The sequence below is a fragment of the Mucilaginibacter glaciei genome, assembly GCF_014773245.1.
Lineage (GTDB): Bacteria > Bacteroidota > Bacteroidia > Sphingobacteriales > Sphingobacteriaceae > Mucilaginibacter > Mucilaginibacter glaciei.
The window spans coordinates 255584-280203 of sequence record NZ_JACWMX010000003.1 but is presented as its reverse complement, the minus strand read 5'-3'; the positions used below and the strand labels follow the sequence as shown (position 1 = coordinate 280203).

Genomic DNA, 24620 nt, shown 5'->3' with positions numbered 1-24620 from the left:
ACGATGAATAACTTATTCCTGGGTACTTATATTATTTGGTTTATATCCGAGTTGGTGCTTAACCGCCTGCTCAAATCCAACTATACGGATAAGCAAGGCGAGGATAAGCATTCCCTGCTGTTTATCTGGGTGGTAGTTGTGGCTGCGATCATGGCGGCGCTCTTTACTTCCGTAAGTTTTACAATGGCTATTGCCGAGGATTATATCCGCTATGTGGGGTTGGCGGTAATTATTATCGGCATCATCCTCCGCATTGTAGCCGTTTATACCCTGGGTAAGTACTTTACGGTGGACGTGACTATCCGCGAAGGTCATCAATTGGTGAAAAAAGGATTGTACAAAAACTTCAGGCACCCGTCTTACACGGCATCATTCATCACCTTTATCGGTTTTGGCCTGTCGCTTAACAATTGGTATAGCTTGCTGATCGTAGTAGTTGCAGTATTGGCCGTTTTCCTGATGCGCATCCGGATAGAAGAAAAAGCCCTCACCGGGCAGTTTGGCGATGCTTACCTGCAATATAAAAAAGAAGCTTGGGGATTAATTCCTTTTGTGCATTAATATCACTTCTCCATCTGCCAAACCTTCTCTACCACTTCGGCAGCTGCCATTTCCTTTTTAAATTGGGAGCCACTCTTAAACTGTAAGGTTGAAAGCACACGCGTTTCCAGGCTCAAACTAAAGTTCGTCTCTTCAAACGGCCATGGGTTAATGCTGAGTGATCCGTTTGGCTTTCGCATCAATTTATACTGTTGGGCATCCGGCCCCTGGCTAACTTCAATAACGCGGCTTTCGGGCTGTAAATCGTGCTGGGCAAGCAATAAAGAAAATGCGTCGCACCATTCCATTAATCCGTAAACCCTTTTAATTTCTTTTTGGGTGAGGTTTAATTCTTTACGCCATTTTGCCTGGAGCTTTTTCTGTTCCGCTAAAAACGGTTTTACCGCCGGATTATCTCCTGCCTCGGCTTCATGTAAAAAACACATATGGATAGAAGTAAGCAAAGCGATATAACGGCTTTTGGAGACTGAAAAATCGTGCAATCTCCGGGAGTGTTCCGGCTCAAATTTCTTCATCCCGAAGTTTACGGGGCCGCCCAGTGGGGTGATCAAATCATCGTCTTCCAACTCGGTCTGGGCATCATCATGGTCGGCAATGGCTATCAGCGTTTCTGTCCACCGTTCCGGGCGGTCTTTTTTGCGCCACTGCATAGCAATTTGCGCCGCCAGTACGCCATGCGCCCGTTGTGTTATAATTTCCCAGCCTTGTTCTATGTAGTTGACGATCATATAGTGCCGATTACCCTAAAATATTTAATACATTTATGGTTAATCAATACAAATGAAAAGAGCAATTGTTAACGTACTCCTATTCATTTTGAATATTGCTTTATACTTTTGTCTGGCGATATTAGACGGGTTCATCGTTATTGCCTTATATGGGGAAGGCAATGGAAGCTATGCTTACTATTATAAGTTTTTGTTAACAATCTTAGTGACAGCACAGATTTTATTTTTGATTTTACTGAATTACAATAAGGTGATTATTAAAAATCGGGTGCTATTAATTTGCTGCATATCATCGGTGGTAATCCTATACATATATTTTACACAATTTCTAAGATATTAAATCAATAATACTTTCCAGGCATCATCAACCAAACCCTCTTCCAATAGTTGCTTTGCCTTTAGATGCAACTGCAATTCGCGGGTTTGGCTATCGCCGATGGTAGCATCGAAGATCTCTTTCATTTCATCCCTTTGGGCGTAGGCTTCTATGGCATCATCAGCCGGCAAATACTCGACATTACCTAACTGGCCGAGGTTATTCCCGGTTAATACTTTAGAGTTACGGATAGCATACGGGATCGCATCTACCCCGATGCCAATACTGCTTACCGGTTTGGCTACCTTAAACATATTTGCGCCGGTGATGCGGGCGTACCAGTCGCCGCCAAGGCGGGCTACCAAGTCCATCTTAGCCTGGTCTATCAGGCCGTTCTCGTTCAACACCGCTTCATTGACGTGGATCAGTTTGATCTCTGCGATCACGAGGTTACCTGCGCCGGGTGTATCACCCAGGATAATAATGTCTTTCACTACACACTCCAGTTGCACCGGCGATTCGGCAACGCGGGGCGGTTTAACCAGGTGAGAAGGAAGCTCGGTCAAGCCCGATTTAATGAACTCGTTTACACCCAACCCATATTCTACGCTTGATAGCGAAACTTGCTGCACCATATCGTAATTCACAATATTGATCACACATTCCGGCACCTGCCTGATATTCTCGAGCGTGTGTTTGGTAGTATTATCCCTCACCCTGCGGCTTGGCGAGAACACGCAAACCGGCGGATTAACGCTGAATACATTAAAAAAACTAAACGGACTCAGGTTCACATTGCCATCCGCATCAATGGTAGATGCCAGGCAGATGGGCCGGGGCGCCACCGCATGGTTCAAATACGATTGGATCTGTAATGGGGTAAGATTTTTTGTTTCGAGGGTGAGCATAGTTATATTCAGGCGTCATTGCGAGCGATAGCGAAGCAATCTCCCGATAAGAAAGTGCGCTTTGCAAGCCGCTTGTCCTTTGTAGAGATTGATTCGCTCCTCGCAATGACGCTGTTTCTAATTTATTTTTTTAATGCGAGTATCGAAAAATCATCGCTACTCTTCTTAATTACATTGCCCAACACTCCCAGTCCGGTAATTTCCATTTCTACCAGGTCGTTGGGTTGCAGCCATTGCGGCTTATAGTTGGCATCATTCAAAAGGCCGGTGCCATTCAGCTCTAAAAAACAACCGGTGCCTACCGTACCTGAGCCTATCACATCGCCGGGCAGTACATCGCAGCCGTAGGCACAACGCTCAATGATTTCGGCAAAGGTCCAGTCCATATCAGCCATATTACCGCTGCTTACTTCAACGCCGTTAACATGGCATTTCATACTCAGGTTGTAGGTGACACCTGTGTGGCCTTCCTTAGGCGAGGTCTTGTATTGCTCCAACTCATCGGGCGTAACCAGCCAGGGGCCAATCACGGTGCTAAAGTCTTTCCCCTTAGCCGGACCCAGGTTCAGCAGCATTTCTTCCATTTGCAGGGTACGGGCGCTCATATCATTCATGATCATGTAACCGGCAATATAGCTGTCGGCATCGGCCGCGCGGATGTTACGGCCTTTCTTGTTCAGCACTATGGCAACTTCCAGTTCAAAATCAAGCTTCTGGAAATGGTCGGGCATACACTCGATTTCGCCGGGGCCCTGTATGGCGTTATGGTTGGTAAAGTAAAAAATAGGGTATTGGTCAAACTCGGCAATCATATCTACCTTACGGTTGCGGCGTGCAGCAGCCACGTGCTGCCTGAAGGCGTAACCGTCCCGGCAGGATGTCGGGTGCGGCACAGGTGCCAGCATTTCAAAAAACAACTCTTCCTTAGCCTCTATTTTGCCCGAAAGAATAGCTTCGTTCACCTTTTTGGCATGCTCCATCAGTTCATTGCCGCCCCACAAAAATTCGTTCATGGTATCGGGGATCAGCTTATCGCATGAATTTAAATTATAAATGTGCCCTTTGATGTAAATGCCCAAATGTTCCCGGTCTTCGGTTTTATAGGATACTAATTTCATAAGCAGTTTGGTTTTAATTGGTGATCAAAAGTAGTATTTTTTGTCAGAAAGTCCGTAGGTCGGAAACTCCGCAGACTGATAAACTATTTGCTGCCCTACCTACTTCTTTTAGACTTACGGACTTTCTGACCCTTCACTAAAACTATGCTTGCATATTAATTTACTATACCGTAATTTTGAATACCAATGATGAGCATTAAAAAACAGTTTTACTTTTCCCTCGGCCTCACTTCTATGAGTGATGCCTCTTCCTTCAGGGATGCTGTGCTCGCCATGAATATTTTAGCGCAATACTAACGCCGCTGCAAGGTTTTAACGATGCACGGCTGTTTAAGCCTGTCGTTTAAAACTATTCCTCCTTTCCGTTCGTTTAATCACCAATGATTTTGCGTTATAACTTTTTGTTTTTCAAAACTTTATCGCTTTAAAACATTCCAACATTTAAACCAATCATTCATGCCAATTTACCATACATTAGGTGCTATCCCGCATAAGCGGCATACGCAGTTTCGCAAGCCCGACGGTACTTTATACGCCGAAGAGCTGGTTTCTACCGAAGGATTCTCCAGCCTTTACTCGCTGGTTTACCATGCCTACCCACCCACGATTGTGAAGGAGCTGGGCGAACCGTATTCCGTTGAACCTAAAATAGCGCGGGAGAAACACCTGAAGCACACCAGCCTGATCGGTTTTAATATCCAACCCGAGGATGATTACCTGAAAAGCCGCAAACCGGTGCTGGTAAACAGCGATCTGCATATATCATTAGCCGCGCCGCGTAAAAGCATGACCGACTATTTTTACAAGAATAGCCAGGCAGATGAGGTGATCTTTATCCACGTGGGTACCGGAAAATTAAAGACCGGCTTCGGCGAGATCAAATTTGAGTATGGCGATTACCTTGTTATTCCCCGCGGTACCATTTACCAGCTGGAGTTTGACACGCCAGATAACCGGTTGTTCATTGTTGAAAGCTTCAGCCCAATCCGCTCTCCAAAACGTTATCGTAATGCCTACGGCCAGTTAATGGAGCACTCACCTTATTGCGAACGTGACATCAAACGCCCAACTAACCTGCAAACCATTGATCAAAAAGGCGATTTCAAGATCCTTATCAAAAAACAAGGTTTGATCTACCCCTACACTTACGGTACCCATCCTTTTGACTTTATTGGCTGGGATGGTTTCCATTATCCCTGGGCGTTCTCGATACATGATTTTGAACCGATAACCGGCCGTGTGCACCAACCGCCACCTGTACACCAAACGTTTGAGGGCAATAACTTTGTGATTTGCTCCTTTGTGCCGCGTAAGTTTGATTATCACCCGCTCTCCATCCCCGCGCCCTACAATCACAGCAATGTAGACAGCGACGAGGTATTATACTATGTAGATGGTGATTTTATGAGCCGTAAAAGCGTGGTGAAGGGCCAGATAACCCTGCATCCCGGCGGCATACCGCACGGCCCTGCGCCGGGTTCAGTCGAGAAATCTATCGGCAAGGAATTTACCGATGAGCTGGCCGTGATGATAGACCCCTTCCGCCCGCTGATGCTGACCGAAGATGCCGTACGAATTGAAGATGAAAATTATTATAAAAGCTGGGTGATATAAAAAGAACCAGTACAGCAAGACACAAGAATCAAGACATAATATGGTGTCATTGCGAGCGATAGCGCGGCAATCTGATAGGACAAGCGGATATGCTAAGATTGCCACGTCACTACGTTTCTCGCAATGACATAAAAAAAAATAAAAAAAATGGAAACATTAATATTAGATACCAAACCGACCGCAACAGATTTTTTACCCCTTAACGGTACCGACTATGTGGAATTTTATGTAGGTAATGCCAAACAGGCGGCCCATTATTACAAAACAGCATTTGGTTTCCAAGATCTGGCATACGCAGGGCCGGAAACGGGCGTGCGCGACCGCGCATCATATGTTTTACAGCAGGGTAAGATTCGCCTGGTATTAACCACACCCTTGCATTCAGATCATCCCATTGCCGAACATATCAAAAAGCACGGTGATGGCGTAAAGATATTGGCCCTTTGGGTGGATGATGCTTACGATGCCTTTAAACAAACTACGTCGCGCGGAGCGGAACCTTTCCAAGAGCCGCAAACCCTAACCGATGAGCATGGAGAAGTACGCACCAGCGGCATTAAACTGTATGGCGAAACGGTTCACCTTTTCATCGAACGTAAAAATTACAACGGCCCGTTTTTGCCGGGCTATGTAGCTAAACAAACTACCTACCAGCCACCGGTTACAGGATTGTTGTACGTAGACCATTGCGTGGGTAACGTGGGCTGGCATAAAATGGACCAGTGGGTTAATTTTTACGAGGATATTATGGGGTTCCGTAACATTTTGACGTTTGACGATAAGATGATCTCGACCGAGTACTCTGCACTGATGAGCAAGGTGATGAGCAATGGCAATGGCTATGTCAAATTCCCGATCAACGAGCCGGCCGAAGGCAAGAAAAAAAGCCAGATTGAAGAGTACCTGGAGTTTTACGAAGGTGAAGGCGTACAGCATATGGCCCTGGCAACGGCCGATATTGTTAAAACCGTTACCGATCTGCAAAGCCGGGGCGTAGAGTTTTTGACCGTACCTACTTCTTACTACAAAGAGCTGACCGCCCGTGTCGGCCATATCGATGAGGATTTAGGTCCGCTGGAAGAGTTGGGTATTTTAGTTGACCGCGACGACGAAGGTTACCTGCTACAGATCTTCACCAAACCGGTAGAGGACAGGCCGACGCTGTTCTTTGAGATCATTCAACGCAAGGGTGCAAAATCTTTTGGGGCGGGTAATTTCAAGGCTTTGTTTGAAGCGATAGAACGCGAGCAGGAGTTAAGAGGAAATCTATAATTTTATCTAAGAATTTTAAACCATAGTTATAATTAGGAATAATTCTGCATTTATATCGAAAAAACAGCAAAAAAGCCGGGCGAATTTTCGTTCGGCCTTTTTGGTTAAACTAAAACTATCGTATATATTAGCCTAAACATTTTAGGAGTATCTGAATTTTTTACAGACGATGAATACGAATACAGCCGATACTAAATTCCGGATAATCCCATACCTGATCAGCCTGGTTATTACATTGGGTATAGGGGGTGTTGCATCCATATTTACCCGCCCTGAAATTGCCGGCTGGTACTCCACATTAAAAAAGCCCGGCTTTACGCCACCGCCATGGCTGTTTCCTGTTGCCTGGACATTACTCTATTTCCTTATAGCTACAGCGGCTTACCTTATCTGGAAACGGAGGGATAGCTCAACCACCTACAAAACCGCGGCATATATTTATGCGGTTCAGCTGTTATTAAATTTCTCCTGGTCTATAGTTTTCTTTGGCATGCACCAGGTTTTAGCTGCTTTGATTATCATTATTTTACTGCTGGTAGCTATTATTTTAAACATCAACTGGTTTGGCAGATGCAGCAAAACGGCCGCCTGGCTACTGGTGCCCTACGGACTTTGGGTGGGCTTCGCTATGGTGCTTAACCTGAGCATTTATATAATTAACAAGTAATAAAAAAGACTATTTTTATGCACGCTTACAGAGCGTAAATTCATCAAATGAAAAGATCATTTCTTACATGCTGCCTTATATTCTTAGCTATCAGTTTTGCTTTTGCAGATACTATCAACATTAATCACTTTGTGATAAAAGAAAACCCTTTCGCTAAAGATGAGATAGCTATAGTTGCGACTGACACGGCAGGCATTATCCAGGAAAATGTGAATGGCATCTTTGCTTTTACGGTTAACGGCTTTAGCCAGGAAATGACCTTTGATAAAGGCACCGCATTTTACAGGCATAAGATAGAAAAGTCGAGTTTCGTGTATGCACGTCATGAAAACGACGGCGGTACACACTCTATGCTGTATTACATTTATAAACACGATAGTAAGCTTACCCCGGTTAAGATTAGTTGGATCTTATTGATCTCTATCCCGATAGGTCTTATCCTAATAGGTTACTTATTTAAACGCTTTATTATCATCGCTATAATTATATTCCTGGTATTTTTGTATTTCAACCACCATAGCGGTTTAAGTGTACCCACCTTTTTCCAGAGCGTTATAGATGGCTTAAAGGGAATATTTGTGCATTAGCGTGAGTAGTGAGTAGTAAGTAGTAAGTAGTAAGTAGTAAGTAGTAAAAATCAATGATGAGGAAAGTTGTTTTAAATCAATAAATTACTCAAAAAACAAAAATCACTCAATCACCCTATCGCTAATTAAAACGGCAGGCCTATGCCAAAGTTAAGCTGCATAAAGTTGTAGCTTTCGCCATTGGTGATCAGGTAATTTTTCTTGAAATCACCTGTGTGAAACAATTCGCCAAAATTCTTAACAAGTACCCACTGATCTGAGCCATTGAATTGCGGGTCTTTGAACTTAAATGCGGCATCCAGTCTAAAGATAAAAAAGCTCAAATCGAACCGCAAACCAGTACCAATACCAACGGCGGTAGACTGGAAAAAGTTATTAAATCTGAATTCGCCGTTAGGGTTCTCTACCTGTTTGTGCAACCGCCAAACGTTGCCGGCGTCTACAAAAAACGCACCCTTTAATTTAGTACCGAAAAAGTTATCGGCCATTTTGTACCTGTACTCCGCATTGGCCACAATTTTTATTTCTCCAAACTGATCAAGGTACTTTAAACGGGCGCGCTGGGCTATATCAGTACCATAAACAGCCCTGTTAAACTGGCCGGGGCCCAATGTACGTGGTAACCAAGCACGAATATCATTTGCGCCACCTGTATAAAAGTTCTTCTCAAAAATAAGCTGCTTGCTGTTACCGTACGGAATTCCTATGCCAGGGTTAAACCTGAAGATAAACTGGCGTTCGCCACCCAGGCTGTTATAAAGCCTGTAATCCAGCTCTGTTTTGATATATTGGGCAAAGGTGTAACCGAAAATTGTGCGCTGCCCCAAAGTATCTTTAGGTGTGTTTGCTAACTTACTAACTGCGCTTAAAGTGTTACCGCCAATGTCAAGAGTACCCCTAAAATAGGTGAAATCTGCATAAGAGTTCAACTCTTTGGCATTGTACTGGAAGGTGTATTGGCTACCCGAAGTAAATGTTGTACGCCCGATAAGGTATACATATGAGTAGCGGTTACTGTCTAACAGTGCCTTCCTTGCAACCGGATCTATCGTACCGCTCGAAAACTCGATGCTGATAGGTGTAATTGAATGTTGTTTACGGGCGGTTTCAAAGAAATCGTATGTGATAGAGTTTACAAAACTGCGTCGCTCCACCAAGCCTTTTTGATAAAACAGCCCCAGGCTGGTGGCAAAGGTGGTATGCGGCACGCCAAATTTGGCCAGATTTGGAAAATTAAATGGCGAAATGATCCGCGGATAGCTGAGACTGACGCCCGCCTTAATGTCTTGGTTTTGAATACCATTATTGTCGCTCACGGCGCGCCCGTTATCAAACAATACACTCCAGTTCAATTTCACCTGTAATATAGCAGCCTCTTTGAAAAGATTACGGTTAGTAAAGGTGTTGCCCAGGTTATAACCGTACCGGCCCTGGTTAAACAAAAACTCGGCCTCTACCCGGTCGCTCATCTGCTTTAAGGGTACAATATCAATTTGAGTGTTTAAACGGTTAGTACTATCAGGAAGTTTGGTGTAAGTGGGGCTGGGCACATTACGAAAAACGTTTAACTCAGATAAGCGGCTGGTGGTTAAGGTTTGTTTATCAAGATCATAAATTTCGCCCTTGCGCTGAAATATATAATCGGTTACCGTGTGCGGTTTAAACCTGCCCGAAAAGTCAACAAAACGGTACTGTGAATCAACCTGTATCGTATCCGCTTTGCCCTCCATCCTGCCGTTGCTCTTCGCAATAGTTATTAACGTATTATTGATGCTGTAGATGGGGTGTGCGGGCTTATCTAAGGGGTTGTCAATCGTCATCACTACATCGACTATGCTTTTGTTGTAGCTGCTATCTGGCAGATAACTGATGTACTGGCGATAAAAATCATAATAGCCGTTACGCTTCATTACCTGGTAAAACTGGTCGCGGTCATAAGCAAGGCTATCGGTATCAAATCGGCTACCCGTATTAACGTGCGAGTATGATTTACGTGTGCTGCGATACAAAGCCTGTACTTTAGGATCGGCTATGCTATCTTTAAAATTACGTACATGAAACAAGGGCCCCTGATCTGCCGTAAAAACCAATTCGGCTTTTTTGTTTTTTACTATAATGGAATCGGCAACTTTTGCTTTCACATACCCCTTATTCTGTAAAAACTTTTGGATCTGCAGGCGCGAAAACTCAACCAGGTTACTATCTAAAAGGCGGGGAGCCTCTCCTATATTTTTTTTGCCTTTATTGCTAAACAGGTAATAAAATTGCAGGTTTAACCAGTTATTGGGCTGCTGCTCTTTATCAACATACATTACCGCCGCGTCCGCAAAATCTTTGTCGATGCCTTTTAGCGTAAGCTTGCGCACCAAAGCCTGGTTATCTTTAATTCCACGTGTTGTACTACAGCCGGGAATGATAATAACCGCCAAAATACTTAATATTGCAAGACGTAAAAAAACGGGTGTATTATATGCTTTCAAAATCTCAGATCAGTTTACTAACGTCCTTACAACATAAAAAGTTTCGCCGCGAACATGGTTTATTTATAGTTGAAGGGCACAAATCAATAGCTGAATTTGTTGAATCACACTATCAGATAGATACCATTTTTCATACGTACGGCAATTCCCCAAAATTGCTTAAATTATCCCAAAAAATAAACTTTCAGGAAATTTCGTTAAACGATCTTCAAAAAATCAGCTCGCTAAAAACACCCGCCGATATAATTGCCACCATTAAGGTACCGCAATTAACAGTTTCGGAGCCCATGAATTTAAAAAATAAATTTTCGTTAGTATTAGATGGCATCCAGGATCCGGGCAATATGGGCACCATTATCCGCACTGCAGATTGGTTTGGCATCACCAACGTCATCTGTTCAGAAGACTCTGTAGATGCCTACAACCCTAAAGTGGTACAGGCGACCATGGGCTCACTGGCCCGCATAAATATTAGCTACACAGATCTGGACGATCTGTTGAGCCATGTTAACCTGCCTGTGTTTGGTGCACTGCTTAACGGCCAAAATATATACACGACAAATTTTGGTACCGAAGGATTGATAATTATGGGCAACGAAGGCAACGGAATTAGGCCCTCAGTACAACAATTGGTCACTAAAGCGGTTACTATACCGCGCATTGGTAATGCCGAATCATTGAACGTTGCGATAGCTACCGCTATATTTTGTTCGGAAGCGGCAGGAAAATCGTATAAATAAATTGATTGGCAACAAATAATTACTATTTTTGCAGTCCTTAAAAATGGTCGGGTGGCCGAGTGGCTAGGCAGAGGTCTGCAAAACCTCGTACAGCGGTTCGAATCCGCTCCCGACCTCAAGGTTAAAACATTTAAATAAAAAAGATCATGGGCGTTACTCGTTTAAAAAGAAAAGATAGAAGAAACAAAACTTTCTCTCGTTTAGAAGTTCAGTTTTTAAAATTAGCTACCAACATTGAATTAGGCAGCCGTTCTGCAGAGAAAAAAGATAGCCAGATAGCAAAAAACAACGCTGTTTTAGCTATTGCTGCAGGCAAATAATTCTTCTTTTTTAAGAAATTAAAAAGGCGTTTCGATGTATCGGTACGCCTTTTTTTGTTGGGTTTTTTTGCAGAAATCTACAAACTTTTTAATCTTGTTAAGATACGTTTGATCAAGCCCGGGCCTTCATAAATAAAACCTGTATATAACTGCACTAATGATGCGCCAGCTTTAATTTTTTCGGCAGCGTCGTCTGCAGAATGGATACCTCCTACACCGATAATGGGAAACGCGCCCTCTGATATTTGATGCAGGTACGCAATTACTTCAGTCGACCGTTCGGTTAACGGTTTGCCGCTTAATCCACCCGTTTCCGATTTATGCGCGGATATTAACCCGTGACGGCTGATAGTTGTATTTGTGGCAATAATGCCCGCAATGCCAGTTTGCTTTACGATATCGGCGATGTCATTCAATTGCTCATTACTTAGGTCAGGAGCGATTTTTAAAAGAATTGGCCTGCTTACGCCATTTTTAATATTCCGTTGCTGCAGCGTGGCTAAAAGCTGCATTAGCGGCTCCTTTTCCTGCAACTCGCGCAAGCCCGGGGTATTGGGCGAGCTTACATTTACCACAAAATAATCAACCACATCAAACAACCTGTCAAAGCACTTGATATAGTCGTTCACCGCATCTTCGTTCGGGGTAATTTTATTCTTGCCGATGTTCCCTCCTATGATCAATGCTTGCTGGCCGGGCCTTAAACTTTTGCGGTAAGCAGCAATACGTGCGGCAGCTACGTCAACGCCAAGGTTATTAAAGCCCATCCGGTTAATAAGCGCAGCATCTGCCGGCAGGCGAAACATACGGGGCTTATCGTTACCGGGTTGCGGCAAGGGCGTAACTGTTCCAATTTCTATGAAGCCGAAACCCAGGTTACCCATCTCAGCAATTAGTTCGGCATTTTTATCAAAACCGGCGGCAAGACCCACTGGGTTTTTAAACTTCAGCCCAAAAACTTCTTTTTCCAACTGCTTATCTTCAGTGCTCCAAACAGCCCGGCTTAATGACTGCCCACCCGGCAAACTGTTAAACCGTTTTAAATTTCGAGTTACAAAATGATGAACGTTCTCCGGATCGAACAGGAACAAAAGAGGCTTAAGCAATTGATACATGGTGCGAATTTACCGTTTTTAATTTTTACGGTTAAACATCATCCATAAAATTGTAATTTAGTTGAACCAATTAAATCATTAACATCTACCAGTTTTATGCAGAACTTTTTCAATAATTCACGCCGCAGGTTTATCAAAACAGCAGCAGTTGGCACCGCCGCAGGTTTAAGCATCCCGCAACTTGTATCGGCAGATGTTACATCGGCTAAAAGCGCCCGTTTAAATATAAATGACGTGATACTTTTTCAAGGCGATTCTATAACAGATTGGGGCCGCGACCATAAAGCTATCCAGCCAAATACTACAAGTATGCTGGGCAGTGGCTACACCATTTTAGCCGCTGCCGAACTGCTAATGAAACATCCGGATAAGAATTTTAAGATCTATAATCGCGGCATAGCCGGCAATAAAGTTTACCAGCTTGCCGAACGTTGGGACGCAGACTGCATTGCGCTAAAACCAAATGTGGTAAGCATTCATATCGGCGTCAACGACTATTGGCATACGCTGCTTAACGGATATAAAGGCACCGTAGAAACTTACACTGCTGATTATAAAACACTTATTGAACGCACGCAAAAAGCCTTACCGGGTGTAAAGATTATCATTTGTGAACCATTTGCCTTAAAGGGTACAAAAGCGGTAACGGGTGCCTGGTACCCAACGTTCGATCTGTTCCGCAAGGCCGCAAAAGATCTTGCCGACCAATATGACTTGCCCTTTGTAGCCTACCAGGCAGCTTTTGATAAAGCTATGCAAAAAGGCGGCGATGCTAATTATTGGACTATAGATGGTGTACACCCCAGCGTGGCCGGCGAAAAACTAATGGCGCAAACCTGGCTCGAAGCTGTGAAAGGGTAGGTCAGTACCAAAGTAGTACAGCTACTAAAGGAGTATCGGTATAAAGCCCGGCATTCTTCTAAACCCGTTATGCTCAATCATTTCATCCTTTATATTTTCTCCCTGCAAAACTGTATCTTTGCGGCAAATGATAGCTATAAATAACCTTACGTTCGAGATTGGTGCGCGCGCCCTGTATGATGAAGCTAACTGGCATATAAAACCGGGAGAAAAAATTGGCCTGATAGGTGCAAACGGTACCGGTAAAACAACGCTTTTAAAGATCATCGTTGGTGATTATTCGCCAACATCGGGAACTATATCTATGGCCAAGGACCTTACCATGGGTTACCTTAACCAGGATTTGCTTTCCTACTCGTCTGATAAGAACATTGTACATGTAGCCATGGAAGCTTTTGAGCGCCAAAACCAACTGCATGACGAAATTGAGGTATTATTAAAGAAACTGGAAACCGACTATAGCGAAGACCTTTTAAACAAATTGAGCGATAAGCAGCATGAGTTTGAACTGCTTGACGGCTATAACATAGAATACAAGGCACACGAAATTTTAGCGGGTTTGGGCTTTAGCGAGTCAGACTGCCAGCGTAAGTTAAGCACCTTCTCCGGAGGGTGGCGTATGCGTGTAATGCTGGCCAAGATACTCTTACAGGCACCCGATATTTTATTACTGGATGAGCCTACCAATCACCTGGACTTACCTTCTATTCAATGGTTAGAAGATTACCTGAAGGCATTTAGCGGCGCGATCATCATCGTATCGCACGATAGGTGGTTTTTGGACAAAGTGATCAACCGCACGGTAGAATCGCGCAAGGGCAAACTGAACGTTTATGCGGGTAATTATACTTTCTACCTGGAAGAAAAGGCGCAGCGTGCCGAGATCCAGCGAGGCGAATTTAAAAACCAGCAATCAAAAATAAAGCAGGAGGAACGCCTGATAGAGCGTTTCCGCGCAAAGGCTTCCAAAGCAAAAATGGCGCAGTCGCGTATCAAGATGCTCGATAAAATGGAGCGTGTTGATGATGTGGATGACGATAACCCCGAAGTTAATTTCAGCTTCCGTTTCAGCAGGCAATCCGGCAGGCACGTGGTTACGATGGAGCACATCACCAAAAAATATCCGGCGATAGATATTCTGGATAATGCCGAAGCTATCATAGAAAAAGGTGATAAAATAGCGTTGATTGGTGCCAATGGTAAAGGTAAATCCACCTTGTTACGAATTGTGGCCGGGGCCGATACGGAATATGAAGGTATGGCCCAAACCGGCCATAATGTTACGCAAACCTTTTTTGCGCAGCACCAGTTGGAATCTTTACACCTCGAGCATCAGATATTGCAGGAATTGCAGTCGTTCGCGCCGAAACATACCGATACGGAATTGCGCTCGATCTTAGGATCGTTCCTGTTCACAGGCGATGATGTATTTAAAAAGATTAAGGTACTGTCGGGTGGCGAGAAATCACGCGTAGCGCTGGCTAAGGCGCTTACTGCTGATGCTAACTTCCTGGTACTGGATGAGCCTACCAACCACCTGGATATGGCATCGGTTAACATACTGATCCAGGCGCTGCAACAGTATGAGGGTACTGTGATCGTGGTATCGCACGATAGGTACTTTTTAGATAATGTGGCCAATAAGATCTGGTTTATTGAGGATCAAAAGATCAAACAATACCCGGGCACTTATGCCGAATACGATGAATGGAACGACAAACGTAAGTTAGAACCTAAAGCTGCAGCACCTGTCCCTCAGCCTAAAAAGGAGGAGAAAAAGCCCGAGCCGGTTAAACAGCCGCAAAGCGAAAACAAAATCCAGCAGCTTAAGATGCTCAATGTGGATTTGACTAAGATTGAAACCACCGTTGCCGACCTGGAAAAGGAAGTAAAAAGCCTGGAAGCTCAGTTAGCCGATGATAAGATCTTTAACCAGACCGAAAAGCTGAAACAGATCAATAACAACTACCAATTAAAGAAAATGGAACTGGGCGAATTTCAACAAAAATGGGAAGCTTTAGCCGACCAGATCATGGAATTGGAAGGGTAAAAGTAAACCATATCATTGCGAGAAGCGGAGCGATGTGGCAATCTCGTCGCCACGGATTACCGCTTTGCAAAGGATGAGATTACCGCACAGTCGTTCGCAATGACATGGTTGTAAATAAATAATAAGTTAAGCGCGATTACGTATTATTGTAACAATGAAAAACGCCCTCCTACTTTTCATCGGCGCGCTTTTTATCGCAAGCAACTTAAACGCCCAAACACCCTATGCCAACGGCGTTTACCGGCACGAGATCAAAAGCGTTGAGTTTTATAATACATCCAAACAATCCTCCTTCCCTATCATCGGTTTAAACTCAACCGACCAGGTGGTGTTGGGCTTTGACGACTTAAGCGGCAGCAGCCGCACCGTTAACTACACTATTGAGCATTGTGATGCCAACTGGAATTCGTCGCGCCTGTCCCCTGCCGAGTACCTGCAATCCTTTACCGAAGACAGGATCTTTGATTACACGTACTCATCGGGCACGTTTCAAAAATATACGCATTACGAGATCAAACTACCCAATCAAAACATAGCCCCAAAGCTACCTGGCAACTACATCCTGAAAGTTTACGAGAATAACGACCCTACCAGGTTATTGCTTACCCGCAGGCTTTACGTGGTCAATTCAAAGGTGTCTATAGCGGCAAATGTGTTGGCTTCAAATAATGTGGCATTACGGCGTACCAATCAAAAAGTGAACTTTACGGTGCAGTATGCCGGTTTAAATGTACAAAACCCTAATACAGATCTCCGGGTGATGGTGATGCAGAACACCCGGCCAGAGACCGGCAGATTAAACGCCACGCCCACCTATGTACGTAACAACCAACTCGTTTATAATGATGTTACCATTAATGATTTTGCAGGCCGTAACGAGTTCAGGCACTTCGATATCCGCACCTTAAAGTTAAACTCTGAACGGGTGGCCAGGATCTATAAAGACACCGCCAATACCGTGATGCTTTTAGGCGACCCGCCCCGCGATTTACCCAATTATACTTTGCTGTATGACAACGACGGTAAATTCTTTATTTACAACCAGGATGGCCGCGATTCGCGCACCGACGCTGATTATGCGCACGTATATTTTAGTCTTGCCGCCAACCGCCCGCCAGACGATGGCACTCCGTACATCATCGGCCAGTTTAACGATTACAAGATTGACGAGAATAGCCGCATGGAATTTGACAGCCGCGGCCGCTTTTATACGCATTTGCTCTTAAAACAAGGCGTGTATGACTATCAATATATTTGGGTGAGCAATGCCACCAAGAAAATAGATGATACATTGTTAGAAGGCAACTACTTTGAAACCGAGAACGAATATCAATTGCTGGTTTACTACCGCCCGCCCGGCTCCCGCTGGGAAGAATTGGTGGGCTACAGCTTGCTGAATACTGCAAAGCCGTAAAAATATCCGCACCAAAACCTATCTTTGCCGTATGAACGGAAAAGCGCCTAAAGAATCATTCACTATCATGAACGAGTTGGTATTGCCCAACGATACCAACACCTTTAATAATTTGATGGGGGGACGTTTACTTTACTGGATGGATATTGCCGCTGCTATATCCGCGCAAAAACATTGTAACCGGGTAGTAGTAACGGCATCGGTAGATAATGTATCTTTTCATCACCCAATTAAATTAGGTGATGTAATCACTATCGAAGCAAAAGTAAGCCGGGCGTTTACCACCTCTGTTGAAGTTAAGATGGATGTATTTGCAGAGAATATCCCATCGGGCACGCGCAAAAAAAGTAATGAAGCTTATTACACCTTTGTCGCTTTAGATCAGGATGGCCATACCATACCTGTCCCTGCGCTTATACCGGAGACTGATACCGAAGTTGAACTATTCGAAGGCGCATTACGCCGCAGACAGGTACGGCTAATTTTAGGCGGAAAAATGAAACCGGATGACGCTACCGAACTGAAGGCATTGTTCTTTGGCACTGAAAAGAAATAAGCCGAAGCTTATTGAGCCGACATTTCCAGGATCCTGTCAAACTCTTCGCGCTTTACCGGCATTACAGATAAACGGCCCTGCCTCACCAGCCCAATATCTTTTAAACGCTCGTCAGCTTTTATTTCTTCTAAAGTTACGGCGCGTTTAAGGCTTTCCACCGGCACCAGGTCAACCACTACCCAATTCTTATCATCGGTGGTGGGATCCTGGTAGGATTCTTTTACTACGCGGGCAATACCTACAATTTCCTTGCCCTCGTTGCTGTGGTACCACATCACCAGGTCGCCCTCTTTCATGTCGCGCAGATTATTACGTGCCTGGTAATTACGTACGCCATCCCAAAACGTACGGCCCTCCTGGTTGAATTTTTCCCAACTATATTTAAACGGTTCTGATTTTACAAGCCAATGGTTCATGTAGTATGTTTGAAGCTGCAAAAATGAGAAAAATACGAGACATTGAAAAGTGGCCCAAGTATTTGTGTTAGTGGTCTTGGCCTCTTTTTATAAATTTATAATAAAGGTATTCCGCATAGCCTACGCTTATATAATCAGGGAATTTCCAGTTTGGGTAGTAGTGCTTTTTGATGTACTTTAAAAAACTAAAGAATATTACGCCGGCAATAAGAATTCCTGCGAGACTTAAAATAATGATACCTGTAGTATAATAAATATTCATACGGTGATTTTAGTTAGCCCCTATTACGCTAAAGCAGCACAATAGGTTAGCTTAACTTTCAATCAAATATTAACGAGTGTTAAAGTGAAACATCCACCCGCTGAAACGCACCCATCAATGGAGAATTTTAAACATCAGCTCTTTCATCAAACCGCCATGATCGGTGTTTGAGTCAACACCTTTACTTTTCACGTCATACTCGCGCAGGTAACTGATCACCTGGAAAGTTTTACCCAGGTTATAGCCCCGCGCTGCCTGCTCATAATCCTTTAAAAAATAAGGACTAACACCAAGCTCTCTTGCCAGGTTTTGCGGCGTGCGGTCTTTTATGTAATGATAGGCAAGCACTTTGCTAAAAAAGTTATTCAGGTTGCCTAAAACAAGCACTATAGGGTTGGCTTTGGGGTTGGCTTCAAAGTAATTCACTATCTGGTTTACCTTGTAAATTTCTTTGCGGGTAAGTGCCGATTGCAGCTCAAATACATTGTACTCTTTGCTAATTCCAATGTTATCATGAATATGTTTGAGGGTGATCTCTTCGCCGGGGCTAACGTTAAGCACAAGCTTCTCTAACTCATTAGCTATTTTGGACAGGTCGTTCCCTAAATATTCCGATAACATGGCCGATGCCTGCGGGTTGATCTTATATTTTTTGCCGGTAATATAACTTTCTATCCAAGCCGGGATCTTACTATCATATAAAGCCGCCGATTCAAATATCAGCCCGTTCTTATCAATCGCCTTGTAGGTTTTTTTGCGCTTATCAAACTTGCCGTATTTATAGCAAAACACCAGGATAGTGCTTGACAACGGGTTTTCGAGATAAGCCAAAAGCGGGTTAATGCTCTTTTTGTCGTCATCGTCTTTACCCCACTTCATATCCTGGGCTTCCTTCACCAGCACCACCTGGTAGTCACTCATCATTGGGTAACGTTTAGCCGCGTTGATGGCCGTCATTACGTCGGTATCTTTTCCATACAATACGGTTTGATTGAAGCCTTTTTCAGCATCTGACAGTACTTGATGTTCCACATAATTACTTATCAGATCAATAAAATAAGGTTCTTCACCGTGCAGCAGGTACAGCGGTTTAAATTTGCGGGCTTTAAGATCTTTTATAATTTCGGGCGCAGTCATGAGGATAAGTCAAAAGTAAAAAACTAAAAAGCGAAAAGTGCGGGTTGTGGAATAATAAACTACTTTTTTGAATTTTTACTTTCTACTTTTGGCTTTGTAATGGACCTGCTAATTCCGCTCAACCTCCCACCCCACCCCTTTAAGTTAACCGACCATAACGGCCAGTTAAGTTTGTTTGATGAAATTAGGAAACGCACCATTATCCTAACCCCAGAAGAATGGGTTAGGCAGCATTTTGTACAATATTTAATTAAACATAAGCAGTACCCTAAATCATTAATTAAACTGGAAGGCGGGCTCAAACTGAACGGTCAAGCCAAACGAACAGACATTGTAGTATTCAATTCAACGGGACAAAAGATTTTACTGGTAGAATGTAAAGCCCCCGGTGTATCTATCAACCAGGCCACGTTTGATCAGGCCGCACGTTATAACATTGTGCATAAAGTGCCACTACTAGTAGTAAGCAACGGGCTACAACATTATTATTGCCTTATAGATTTCGACACGGAAACTTATAAATTTTTAGAAGAATTACCCAATTACAAGACCCTGTAACTGGTTTTAAGCGTTTACGAGGCTTTGGATCTTGTCCATCAGTTCTTCTGGTTTAAAGGGCTTGGCTATGTAGCCATTCATCCCGGCGGCGGTTACCTGGTCTTTGATATCAAACAACGCCGACGCGGTTAACGCAATGATAGGAATGTTTGCTTTGGCGGGGTCAGGCATTTTACGGATCTCGATAGTAGCATCAAAACCGTTCATTACCGGCATTTGCAAGTCCATTAATATAATATCAAAGTTTCCGTACTGTATAATTTCTACCGCGCGCTCGCCATTCTCGGCAATGGTAGGTATTATCTTCCACTTACTGAACAGCTTCTTCATCAGCATCACGTTTACCGGGTTATCCTCGGCGATCAGCACGCGTAAAGATCCGCTTAATACCTCCGCCTGCTCGGGAACGACTGGCGGAGAGGCCGCAGAAACAGGCGAACCATTAGCCGGTAAGACTGCCGATCCGTTAGCTAAAGGTGCCGATAAAGTTTGCATAGCCGGGGCGCGTCTTTCAGCAGGGGTTACCTCGGTCGAAACCGGGAACTCCATATTAAATGAAAATTCTGAGCCTTCGTTTACCTTACTGTTAACGTGCATGTGTAAGCCTTGCAACTCTAACAGCCTTTTTACAATGGCCAAGCCCAATCCCGTACCACCATACTGGCGTGTAGTACTAATAGACTCCTGGGTAAACGGCTCAAATATACTTTCCAGGTTATCTTTTTTAATCCCGATACCGGTATCTTTTACAGAAAAGCCAATAGTAATATTGTTATGTCTATCTTCCAAACAGGTTACCCGCACCCATATATTGCCCTGTGCGGTAAATTTAATAGCGTTGCTTATCAGGTTAAAAATGATCTGGGTCAAACGCGTTGGGTCGCCAAAGATCACTTTTTTGCGCAGGGCACTGTCAACATCCAGCTTAAATAATAAGCCTTTTTCTTCGGCTTTGATGATCTGCCCGCCGCATATGTTGTGCATCAGATCTACAAGGTTGAATTTGATCTTTTCGAATACTACTTTCCCTGATTCTATCTTGTTGAAATCGAGCACGTCATTTACAATGGCCAGCAAATTGTTGGCAGAGAACTTCAAGATATCGAGGTTCTCGTTCTGATCAGGGCGCGGGCTGTTCATCATCAGCAAATTGCTCATCCCGATCACCGCGTTTAACGGTGTACGGATCTCATGCGACATGGTAGACAAAAATTCCGATTGTACCTGCGATGATTTTTCGGCCTTTACAATTGCCTTTTCAAATTCAATGTTCAAAGCGGCCTGCTCCTCGCCCGTTTCCTTGAGCATCTTTATATTTTTTATGAAGGCGGTATAAAAGTGGCTGTGGATAAAGATGATCAATATAAAATTGGCGAATACGCCAATAATAGTAGTCGACTCGTCAGACTTTTCGGGCTTAAAATCAATGTAATAGTTATGATCATACTTCATCACCAGGAATAGCAGTACGGGCAGTAAGTTAAACAACGAAAAAAACATGCCCCAGTTTTGCCCTAGCATATAAAAGCTAAACACAATTACCAGAATGATGATCTGGATAGTGATGAGGTTTACATCCTGCATGATAAAAAACACCGAAAACAAATTAACCAGCGTACCCACTATAAGCAGCATATGCGATATAATGCGCCACTCGGGCTTGTAGGTAAGGTATTTAAATAGCCCGGCAACAACAACCAGTAGAATGGCTGTGGTGTATGTCATGATGGGGAGCCCCTGTAACGAAACGCTTAAAAAGAGCGCGCCCAGCGCGACAAAGCATAGCACACAGCCATAATATAACAAGCGAATGCGGGCCTGGTCAAGAATTGACTGGTCTTTATTTAGAATTTTATAAATTGAAAAATTGAAAAAATCCACTCGTTAATAAATTGCAGGGTCTAATTTACAGCTGTTACAAATTGGTCGTTTAATATACGTTTTTTGCAACAAACAGGTCGCGCTAAGCATTAGGGTACTGCAATTAATTTGCCAAAACAACTTATGTTGTTGGCACTTACCTAAAAAACTGAATTCTTAAATGCTACTCGTCGCGTAACCCTCTCAAATTTGCTCTGACCATTTCCAGCCTTGCTTCGGCGTCAGCTTTCTTTTTTAATTCGTTTTCAACAATCTCCGATTTAGCATTTGCAATAAAACGTTCGTTGCTTAACTTAGCTTGAACTGATCTTAAAAACCCAATTAAATAATCTTCTTCTTTTTCAAAACGTTCGATTTCCGCAGCAACATCAACGTTTAAATTAAGAGTAATAAAAAATTCGTCTGTTCCAATGATGAAATTATTCGCTCCATTAACCGCTCCATTAACCTCTGTTAATTGACTTATATTGCCCAACTGTTTAATTATCGGCCAATATTTTTTCTCATAATCAATTTTTGATGTTACTTTAACAGCCAAGGGTAACGCCATGTTAGGCGACAACCCTTTACTGCTGCGAATATTTCTGACTTGTGTTATAATTTGCTGTATAACTTCCAATTCAGTTTTCAATTGGGTATTTACTTTCCCGTTAGTTGGTAATTGTGCTACAATGCAACAGTCCAGGTCTTCCCGCTGGCCAAATAATTCGTCGTGCCAAAGTTCCTCAGTTAAAAATGGCATGAAGGGGTGCAGCACCTTTAAAATATTTTCAAAGAAAGCTATGGTGGCCCGATAGGTGGGTTCATCTATACTTTGCTTTTCTACCCCTTGCTGATAAACGGGCTTAATCATTTCCAAATACCAGGCACAGAAATCATCCCAAACCAATTTATAGGTTGCCATTAAAGCTTCCGACAGGCGGTACTGGGCAAAATCGCTTTCGATATCAATTAAGGCCTGGTTAAACCGGCTCTCGAACCAGTTGATCGCAACCTGGTTGTTTGATACCAAATTGGGGTCAACCTGCCAGCCTTTTATCAGTTTAAAGGCATTCCATATTTTGTTGGCAAAGCCGCTACCCTGCTTGCAATATTTTTCATCAAACATCAGGTCGTTTCCTGCGGGCGAGCATAACAGCATACCTACACGAACGCCATCGGCACCATACTGGTCTATCAGGTCTAAAGGATCGGGCGAGTTACCTAAAGATTTGGACATTTTTCGGCCCAGTTTATCCCGCACTATCCCGGTTAAATACACATTGTTGAATGGTTTTTGTCCGCGCAGCTCATATCCAGACATGATCATCCGGGCCACCCAAAAGAATAAGATCTCGGGAGCGGTTACCAGGTCATTTGTGGGATAATAGTAGTTGATCTCAGCATTATCCGGGTTACGCACACCGTCGAATACCGATATAGGCCACAAGCCCGATGAGAACCATGTATCTAAAACATCTTCCTCCTGCGTTAGGTCACTCAAAGTAAATTTAGGGTCGATAGCCTGGGCTTCAACCAATGCTTCTTCCTTAGTTTTTGCTACCACGAATTCTCCATTTGGCAGATAGTACGCCGGGATCTGTTGACCCCACCATAACTGGCGACTGATATTCCAGTCGCGCACGTTTTCCATCCAGTGCCGGTAGGTATTAATAAATTTTTCGGGGATCAGTTTCACCTCGCCATTCAGCACATAATCCAAAGCAGGGCCGGCTAGCTCTTTCATTTTGCAAAACCACTGCATAGACAGTTTGGGCTCGATAGCGGCATTGGTACGTTCGCTGAAACCAATTTGTGAGGTATAATCCTCCATTTTGTCCAAAGCACCGGCTTCTTCCAATAATACCGCGATCTTTTTACGGGCAATGAAACGGTCCTCGCCTATCAGGATCTGCGCCTTTTCGTTCAGCGTTGCATCATCATTTAAAATATCGATGATCTGTAATTTATGTTTCTGCCCCAACTCGTAATCGTTCAGATCATGCGCCGGGGTAACCTTTAAACAGCCTGTACCAAAATCCATAGTTACATACTCGTCCAGTATCACCGGGATCATGCGATTGATTAAAGGTATATATACCTGCCTACCGTGTAAATGTGTGTAACGCTCGTCATTCGGGTTAATACATATCGCCGCATCGGCCATAATGGTTTCCGGGCGAGTGGTAGCTATCGTAAGATATTCGGTAGGATTAGCGACATGATTTGTTTCTTTCTGAACATTTGTCGATACAACCTCATACTTAATGTAATACAGCTTTTGGTTTACTTCTTTACGGATAACCTCTTCGTCACTTACCGCGGTTTTACCTTGCGGGTCCCAGTTAACCATGCGTACGCCACGATAGATCCAGCCTTTTTTATGCAGGTGTACAAAGTAATCGATAACAGATTCAGACATATCCTCATCCATGGTGAACTTGGTACGTTCCCAATCGCACGAGGCACCTAATTTTTTCAGCTGCTCAAGGATGATACCGCCGTATTTATCTTTCCATTCCAGGGCATAAGCCAGGAACTCATCGCGGCTTAAATCTTTTTTGTTGATACCGCGTTCTTTGAGCATGGCCACTACCTTTGCTTCGGTGGCAATGCTGGCATGATCTGTACCGGGAACCCAGCAGGCATTTTTGCCCTTCATACGGGCGCGGCGTATCAGCACATCCTGTATAGTATTGTTGAGCATATGGCCCATATGAAGTACGCCAGTAACATTTGGCGGCGGGATAACGATGGTATACGGCTCGCGCTCATCAGGCACCGACCTGAAAAAGTTATGTTCTAGCCAGTACTTGTACCATTTATCTTCTGCTTGTTTGGGCAGATATGTTTTAGCAATATCCATAGTTTGCAAAAATAACTATTTGCCGCTAATGATGGAATTTAACTTACAGATTGTCTTGAAGGCCCTTAGCTCGGTTAAGCATAACGCAGATTGAACCAACCCGGCAAATCCATTGAAAGCAGATAGCAGTTTCGGATTAGTGCGGGCGGATTTGGAAAAGTTAAAAAACTGTGCTTCCTGCTCCCGAGAAGGAGAAAGGAGTTAGGTTGAAAAA

22 protein-coding genes and 1 tRNA gene are annotated in these 24620 nt (G+C 43.7%); 13 read left to right on the top strand and 10 right to left on the bottom strand.

What is annotated here, in order from left to right; genetic code table 11:
- The first annotated feature begins 3 nt into the window (after window positions 1-3).
- On the top strand, window positions 4-561 hold the full coding sequence (locus tag IDJ76_RS08820) for a methyltransferase family protein (protein ID WP_191162878.1): 558 nt from the start codon (window positions 4-6) through the stop codon (window positions 559-561).
- 2 nt (window positions 562-563) lie between these two features.
- Here IDJ76_RS08820 and IDJ76_RS08815 read toward each other — a convergent pair whose 3' ends face one another.
- The 3 genes from IDJ76_RS08815 to IDJ76_RS08805 form a co-directional block, all read right to left on the bottom strand.
- A complete protein-coding gene (locus IDJ76_RS08815) occupies window positions 564-1289 on the bottom strand; it encodes a DUF3891 family protein (RefSeq protein WP_191162876.1) in 726 nt (241 codons plus the stop codon).
- A 336-nt stretch (window positions 1290-1625) separates the two neighbouring features.
- Window positions 1626-2513, bottom strand: a complete 888-nt coding sequence (locus tag IDJ76_RS08810) for a flavin reductase family protein (RefSeq protein WP_191162874.1) — start codon at window positions 2511-2513, stop codon at window positions 1626-1628.
- A gap of 122 nt (window positions 2514-2635) precedes the next feature.
- Window positions 2636-3631 carry a fumarylacetoacetate hydrolase family protein gene (locus IDJ76_RS08805; RefSeq protein ID WP_191162872.1) on the bottom strand — a complete coding sequence of 332 codons (996 nt, stop codon included), beginning with the start codon at window positions 3629-3631 and terminating at the stop codon, window positions 2636-2638.
- A 456-nt stretch (window positions 3632-4087) separates the two neighbouring features.
- On the opposite strand from IDJ76_RS08805, the gene IDJ76_RS08800 reads away from it, so the two are divergent.
- The 4 genes from IDJ76_RS08800 to IDJ76_RS08785 all read left to right on the top strand — a co-directional run bounded on the left by IDJ76_RS08800 (window position 4088) and on the right by IDJ76_RS08785 (window position 7771).
- Complete coding sequence (locus tag IDJ76_RS08800; RefSeq protein ID WP_191162870.1) at window positions 4088-5245, top strand: homogentisate 1,2-dioxygenase; 1158 nt, start codon at window positions 4088-4090, stop codon at window positions 5243-5245.
- 147 nt (window positions 5246-5392) lie between these two features.
- Window positions 5393-6517: a 4-hydroxyphenylpyruvate dioxygenase gene (hppD, locus tag IDJ76_RS08795; RefSeq protein ID WP_191162868.1), complete on the top strand. Its 1125-nt coding sequence runs from the start codon at window positions 5393-5395 to the stop codon at window positions 6515-6517.
- Between the two features lie 169 nt (window positions 6518-6686).
- The gene (locus IDJ76_RS08790; RefSeq protein ID WP_191162865.1) at window positions 6687-7184 is read left to right on the top strand and encodes a TspO/MBR family protein; all 498 of its coding nucleotides are present in this window, start codon (window positions 6687-6689) and stop codon (window positions 7182-7184) included.
- A 47-nt stretch (window positions 7185-7231) separates the two neighbouring features.
- Complete coding sequence (locus IDJ76_RS08785; protein ID WP_191162863.1) at window positions 7232-7771, top strand: hypothetical protein; 540 nt, start codon at window positions 7232-7234, stop codon at window positions 7769-7771.
- Between the two features lie 125 nt (window positions 7772-7896).
- Here the strand turns inward: IDJ76_RS08785 and tamL are convergent, their stop codons facing one another.
- Window positions 7897-10200 carry a translocation and assembly module lipoprotein TamL gene (gene tamL, locus IDJ76_RS08780; RefSeq protein WP_191162861.1) on the bottom strand — a complete coding sequence of 768 codons (2304 nt, stop codon included), beginning with the start codon at window positions 10198-10200 and terminating at the stop codon, window positions 7897-7899.
- 41 nt (window positions 10201-10241) lie between these two features.
- On the opposite strand from tamL, the gene IDJ76_RS08775 reads away from it, so the two are divergent.
- The 3 genes from IDJ76_RS08775 (at window position 10242) to IDJ76_RS08765 (ending at window position 11311) form a co-directional block, all read left to right on the top strand.
- The gene (locus IDJ76_RS08775) at window positions 10242-10991 is read left to right on the top strand and encodes a TrmH family RNA methyltransferase (RefSeq protein WP_191162859.1); all 750 of its coding nucleotides are present in this window, start codon (window positions 10242-10244) and stop codon (window positions 10989-10991) included.
- Between the two features lie 45 nt (window positions 10992-11036).
- A tRNA-Cys gene (locus tag IDJ76_RS08770) sits at window positions 11037-11107 on the top strand.
- Window positions 11108-11137: 30 nt separating this feature from the next.
- Window positions 11138-11311, top strand: a complete 174-nt coding sequence (locus tag IDJ76_RS08765) for a spore protein (RefSeq protein ID WP_078347886.1) — start codon at window positions 11138-11140, stop codon at window positions 11309-11311.
- 77 nt (window positions 11312-11388) lie between these two features.
- Here IDJ76_RS08765 and IDJ76_RS08760 read toward each other — a convergent pair whose 3' ends face one another.
- Window positions 11389-12426: a quinone-dependent dihydroorotate dehydrogenase gene (locus tag IDJ76_RS08760; RefSeq protein WP_191162857.1), complete on the bottom strand. Its 1038-nt coding sequence runs from the start codon at window positions 12424-12426 to the stop codon at window positions 11389-11391.
- A gap of 96 nt (window positions 12427-12522) precedes the next feature.
- Between IDJ76_RS08760 and IDJ76_RS08755 the strand changes: the two genes are divergently transcribed.
- The 4 genes from IDJ76_RS08755 to IDJ76_RS08740 all read left to right on the top strand — a co-directional run bounded on the left by IDJ76_RS08755 (window position 12523) and on the right by IDJ76_RS08740 (window position 17307).
- Window positions 12523-13287: an SGNH/GDSL hydrolase family protein gene (locus IDJ76_RS08755; RefSeq protein WP_191162855.1), complete on the top strand. Its 765-nt coding sequence runs from the start codon at window positions 12523-12525 to the stop codon at window positions 13285-13287.
- Window positions 13288-13414: 127 nt separating this feature from the next.
- Entirely contained in the window at window positions 13415-15337 is a 1923-nt protein-coding gene (locus IDJ76_RS08750) for an ABC-F family ATP-binding cassette domain-containing protein (RefSeq protein ID WP_191162853.1), read from the top strand.
- A 154-nt stretch (window positions 15338-15491) separates the two neighbouring features.
- Window positions 15492-16751, top strand: coding sequence for a type IX secretion system plug protein (locus tag IDJ76_RS08745; RefSeq protein ID WP_191162851.1), 1260 nt, complete (start codon window positions 15492-15494; stop codon window positions 16749-16751).
- Window positions 16752-16782: 31 nt separating this feature from the next.
- Window positions 16783-17307, top strand: a complete 525-nt coding sequence (locus tag IDJ76_RS08740) for an acyl-CoA thioesterase (RefSeq protein WP_191162849.1) — start codon at window positions 16783-16785, stop codon at window positions 17305-17307.
- Window positions 17308-17315: 8 nt separating this feature from the next.
- Here the strand turns inward: IDJ76_RS08740 and IDJ76_RS08735 are convergent, their stop codons facing one another.
- The 3 genes from IDJ76_RS08735 to holA form a co-directional block, all read right to left on the bottom strand.
- On the bottom strand, window positions 17316-17723 hold the full coding sequence (locus tag IDJ76_RS08735) for an EVE domain-containing protein (protein WP_191162847.1): 408 nt from the start codon (window positions 17721-17723) through the stop codon (window positions 17316-17318).
- 67 nt (window positions 17724-17790) lie between these two features.
- A complete protein-coding gene (locus IDJ76_RS08730) occupies window positions 17791-17985 on the bottom strand; it encodes a hypothetical protein (RefSeq protein WP_191162844.1) in 195 nt (64 codons plus the stop codon).
- Between the two features lie 114 nt (window positions 17986-18099).
- On the bottom strand, window positions 18100-19122 hold the full coding sequence (gene holA / locus IDJ76_RS08725) for a DNA polymerase III subunit delta (protein ID WP_191162841.1): 1023 nt from the start codon (window positions 19120-19122) through the stop codon (window positions 18100-18102).
- Window positions 19123-19221: 99 nt separating this feature from the next.
- Between holA and IDJ76_RS08720 the strand changes: the two genes are divergently transcribed.
- Window positions 19222-19680 carry a type I restriction enzyme HsdR N-terminal domain-containing protein gene (locus tag IDJ76_RS08720; protein ID WP_191162840.1) on the top strand — a complete coding sequence of 153 codons (459 nt, stop codon included), beginning with the start codon at window positions 19222-19224 and terminating at the stop codon, window positions 19678-19680.
- Between the two features lie 6 nt (window positions 19681-19686).
- Here the strand turns inward: IDJ76_RS08720 and IDJ76_RS08715 are convergent, their stop codons facing one another.
- Window positions 19687-21405: an ATP-binding protein gene (locus tag IDJ76_RS08715; RefSeq protein WP_191162837.1), complete on the bottom strand. Its 1719-nt coding sequence runs from the start codon at window positions 21403-21405 to the stop codon at window positions 19687-19689.
- Window positions 21406-21724: 319 nt separating this feature from the next.
- Window positions 21725-24406: a valine--tRNA ligase gene (locus IDJ76_RS08710; RefSeq protein ID WP_191162835.1), complete on the bottom strand. Its 2682-nt coding sequence runs from the start codon at window positions 24404-24406 to the stop codon at window positions 21725-21727.
- Between the last annotated feature and the right edge of the window lie 214 nt (window positions 24407-24620).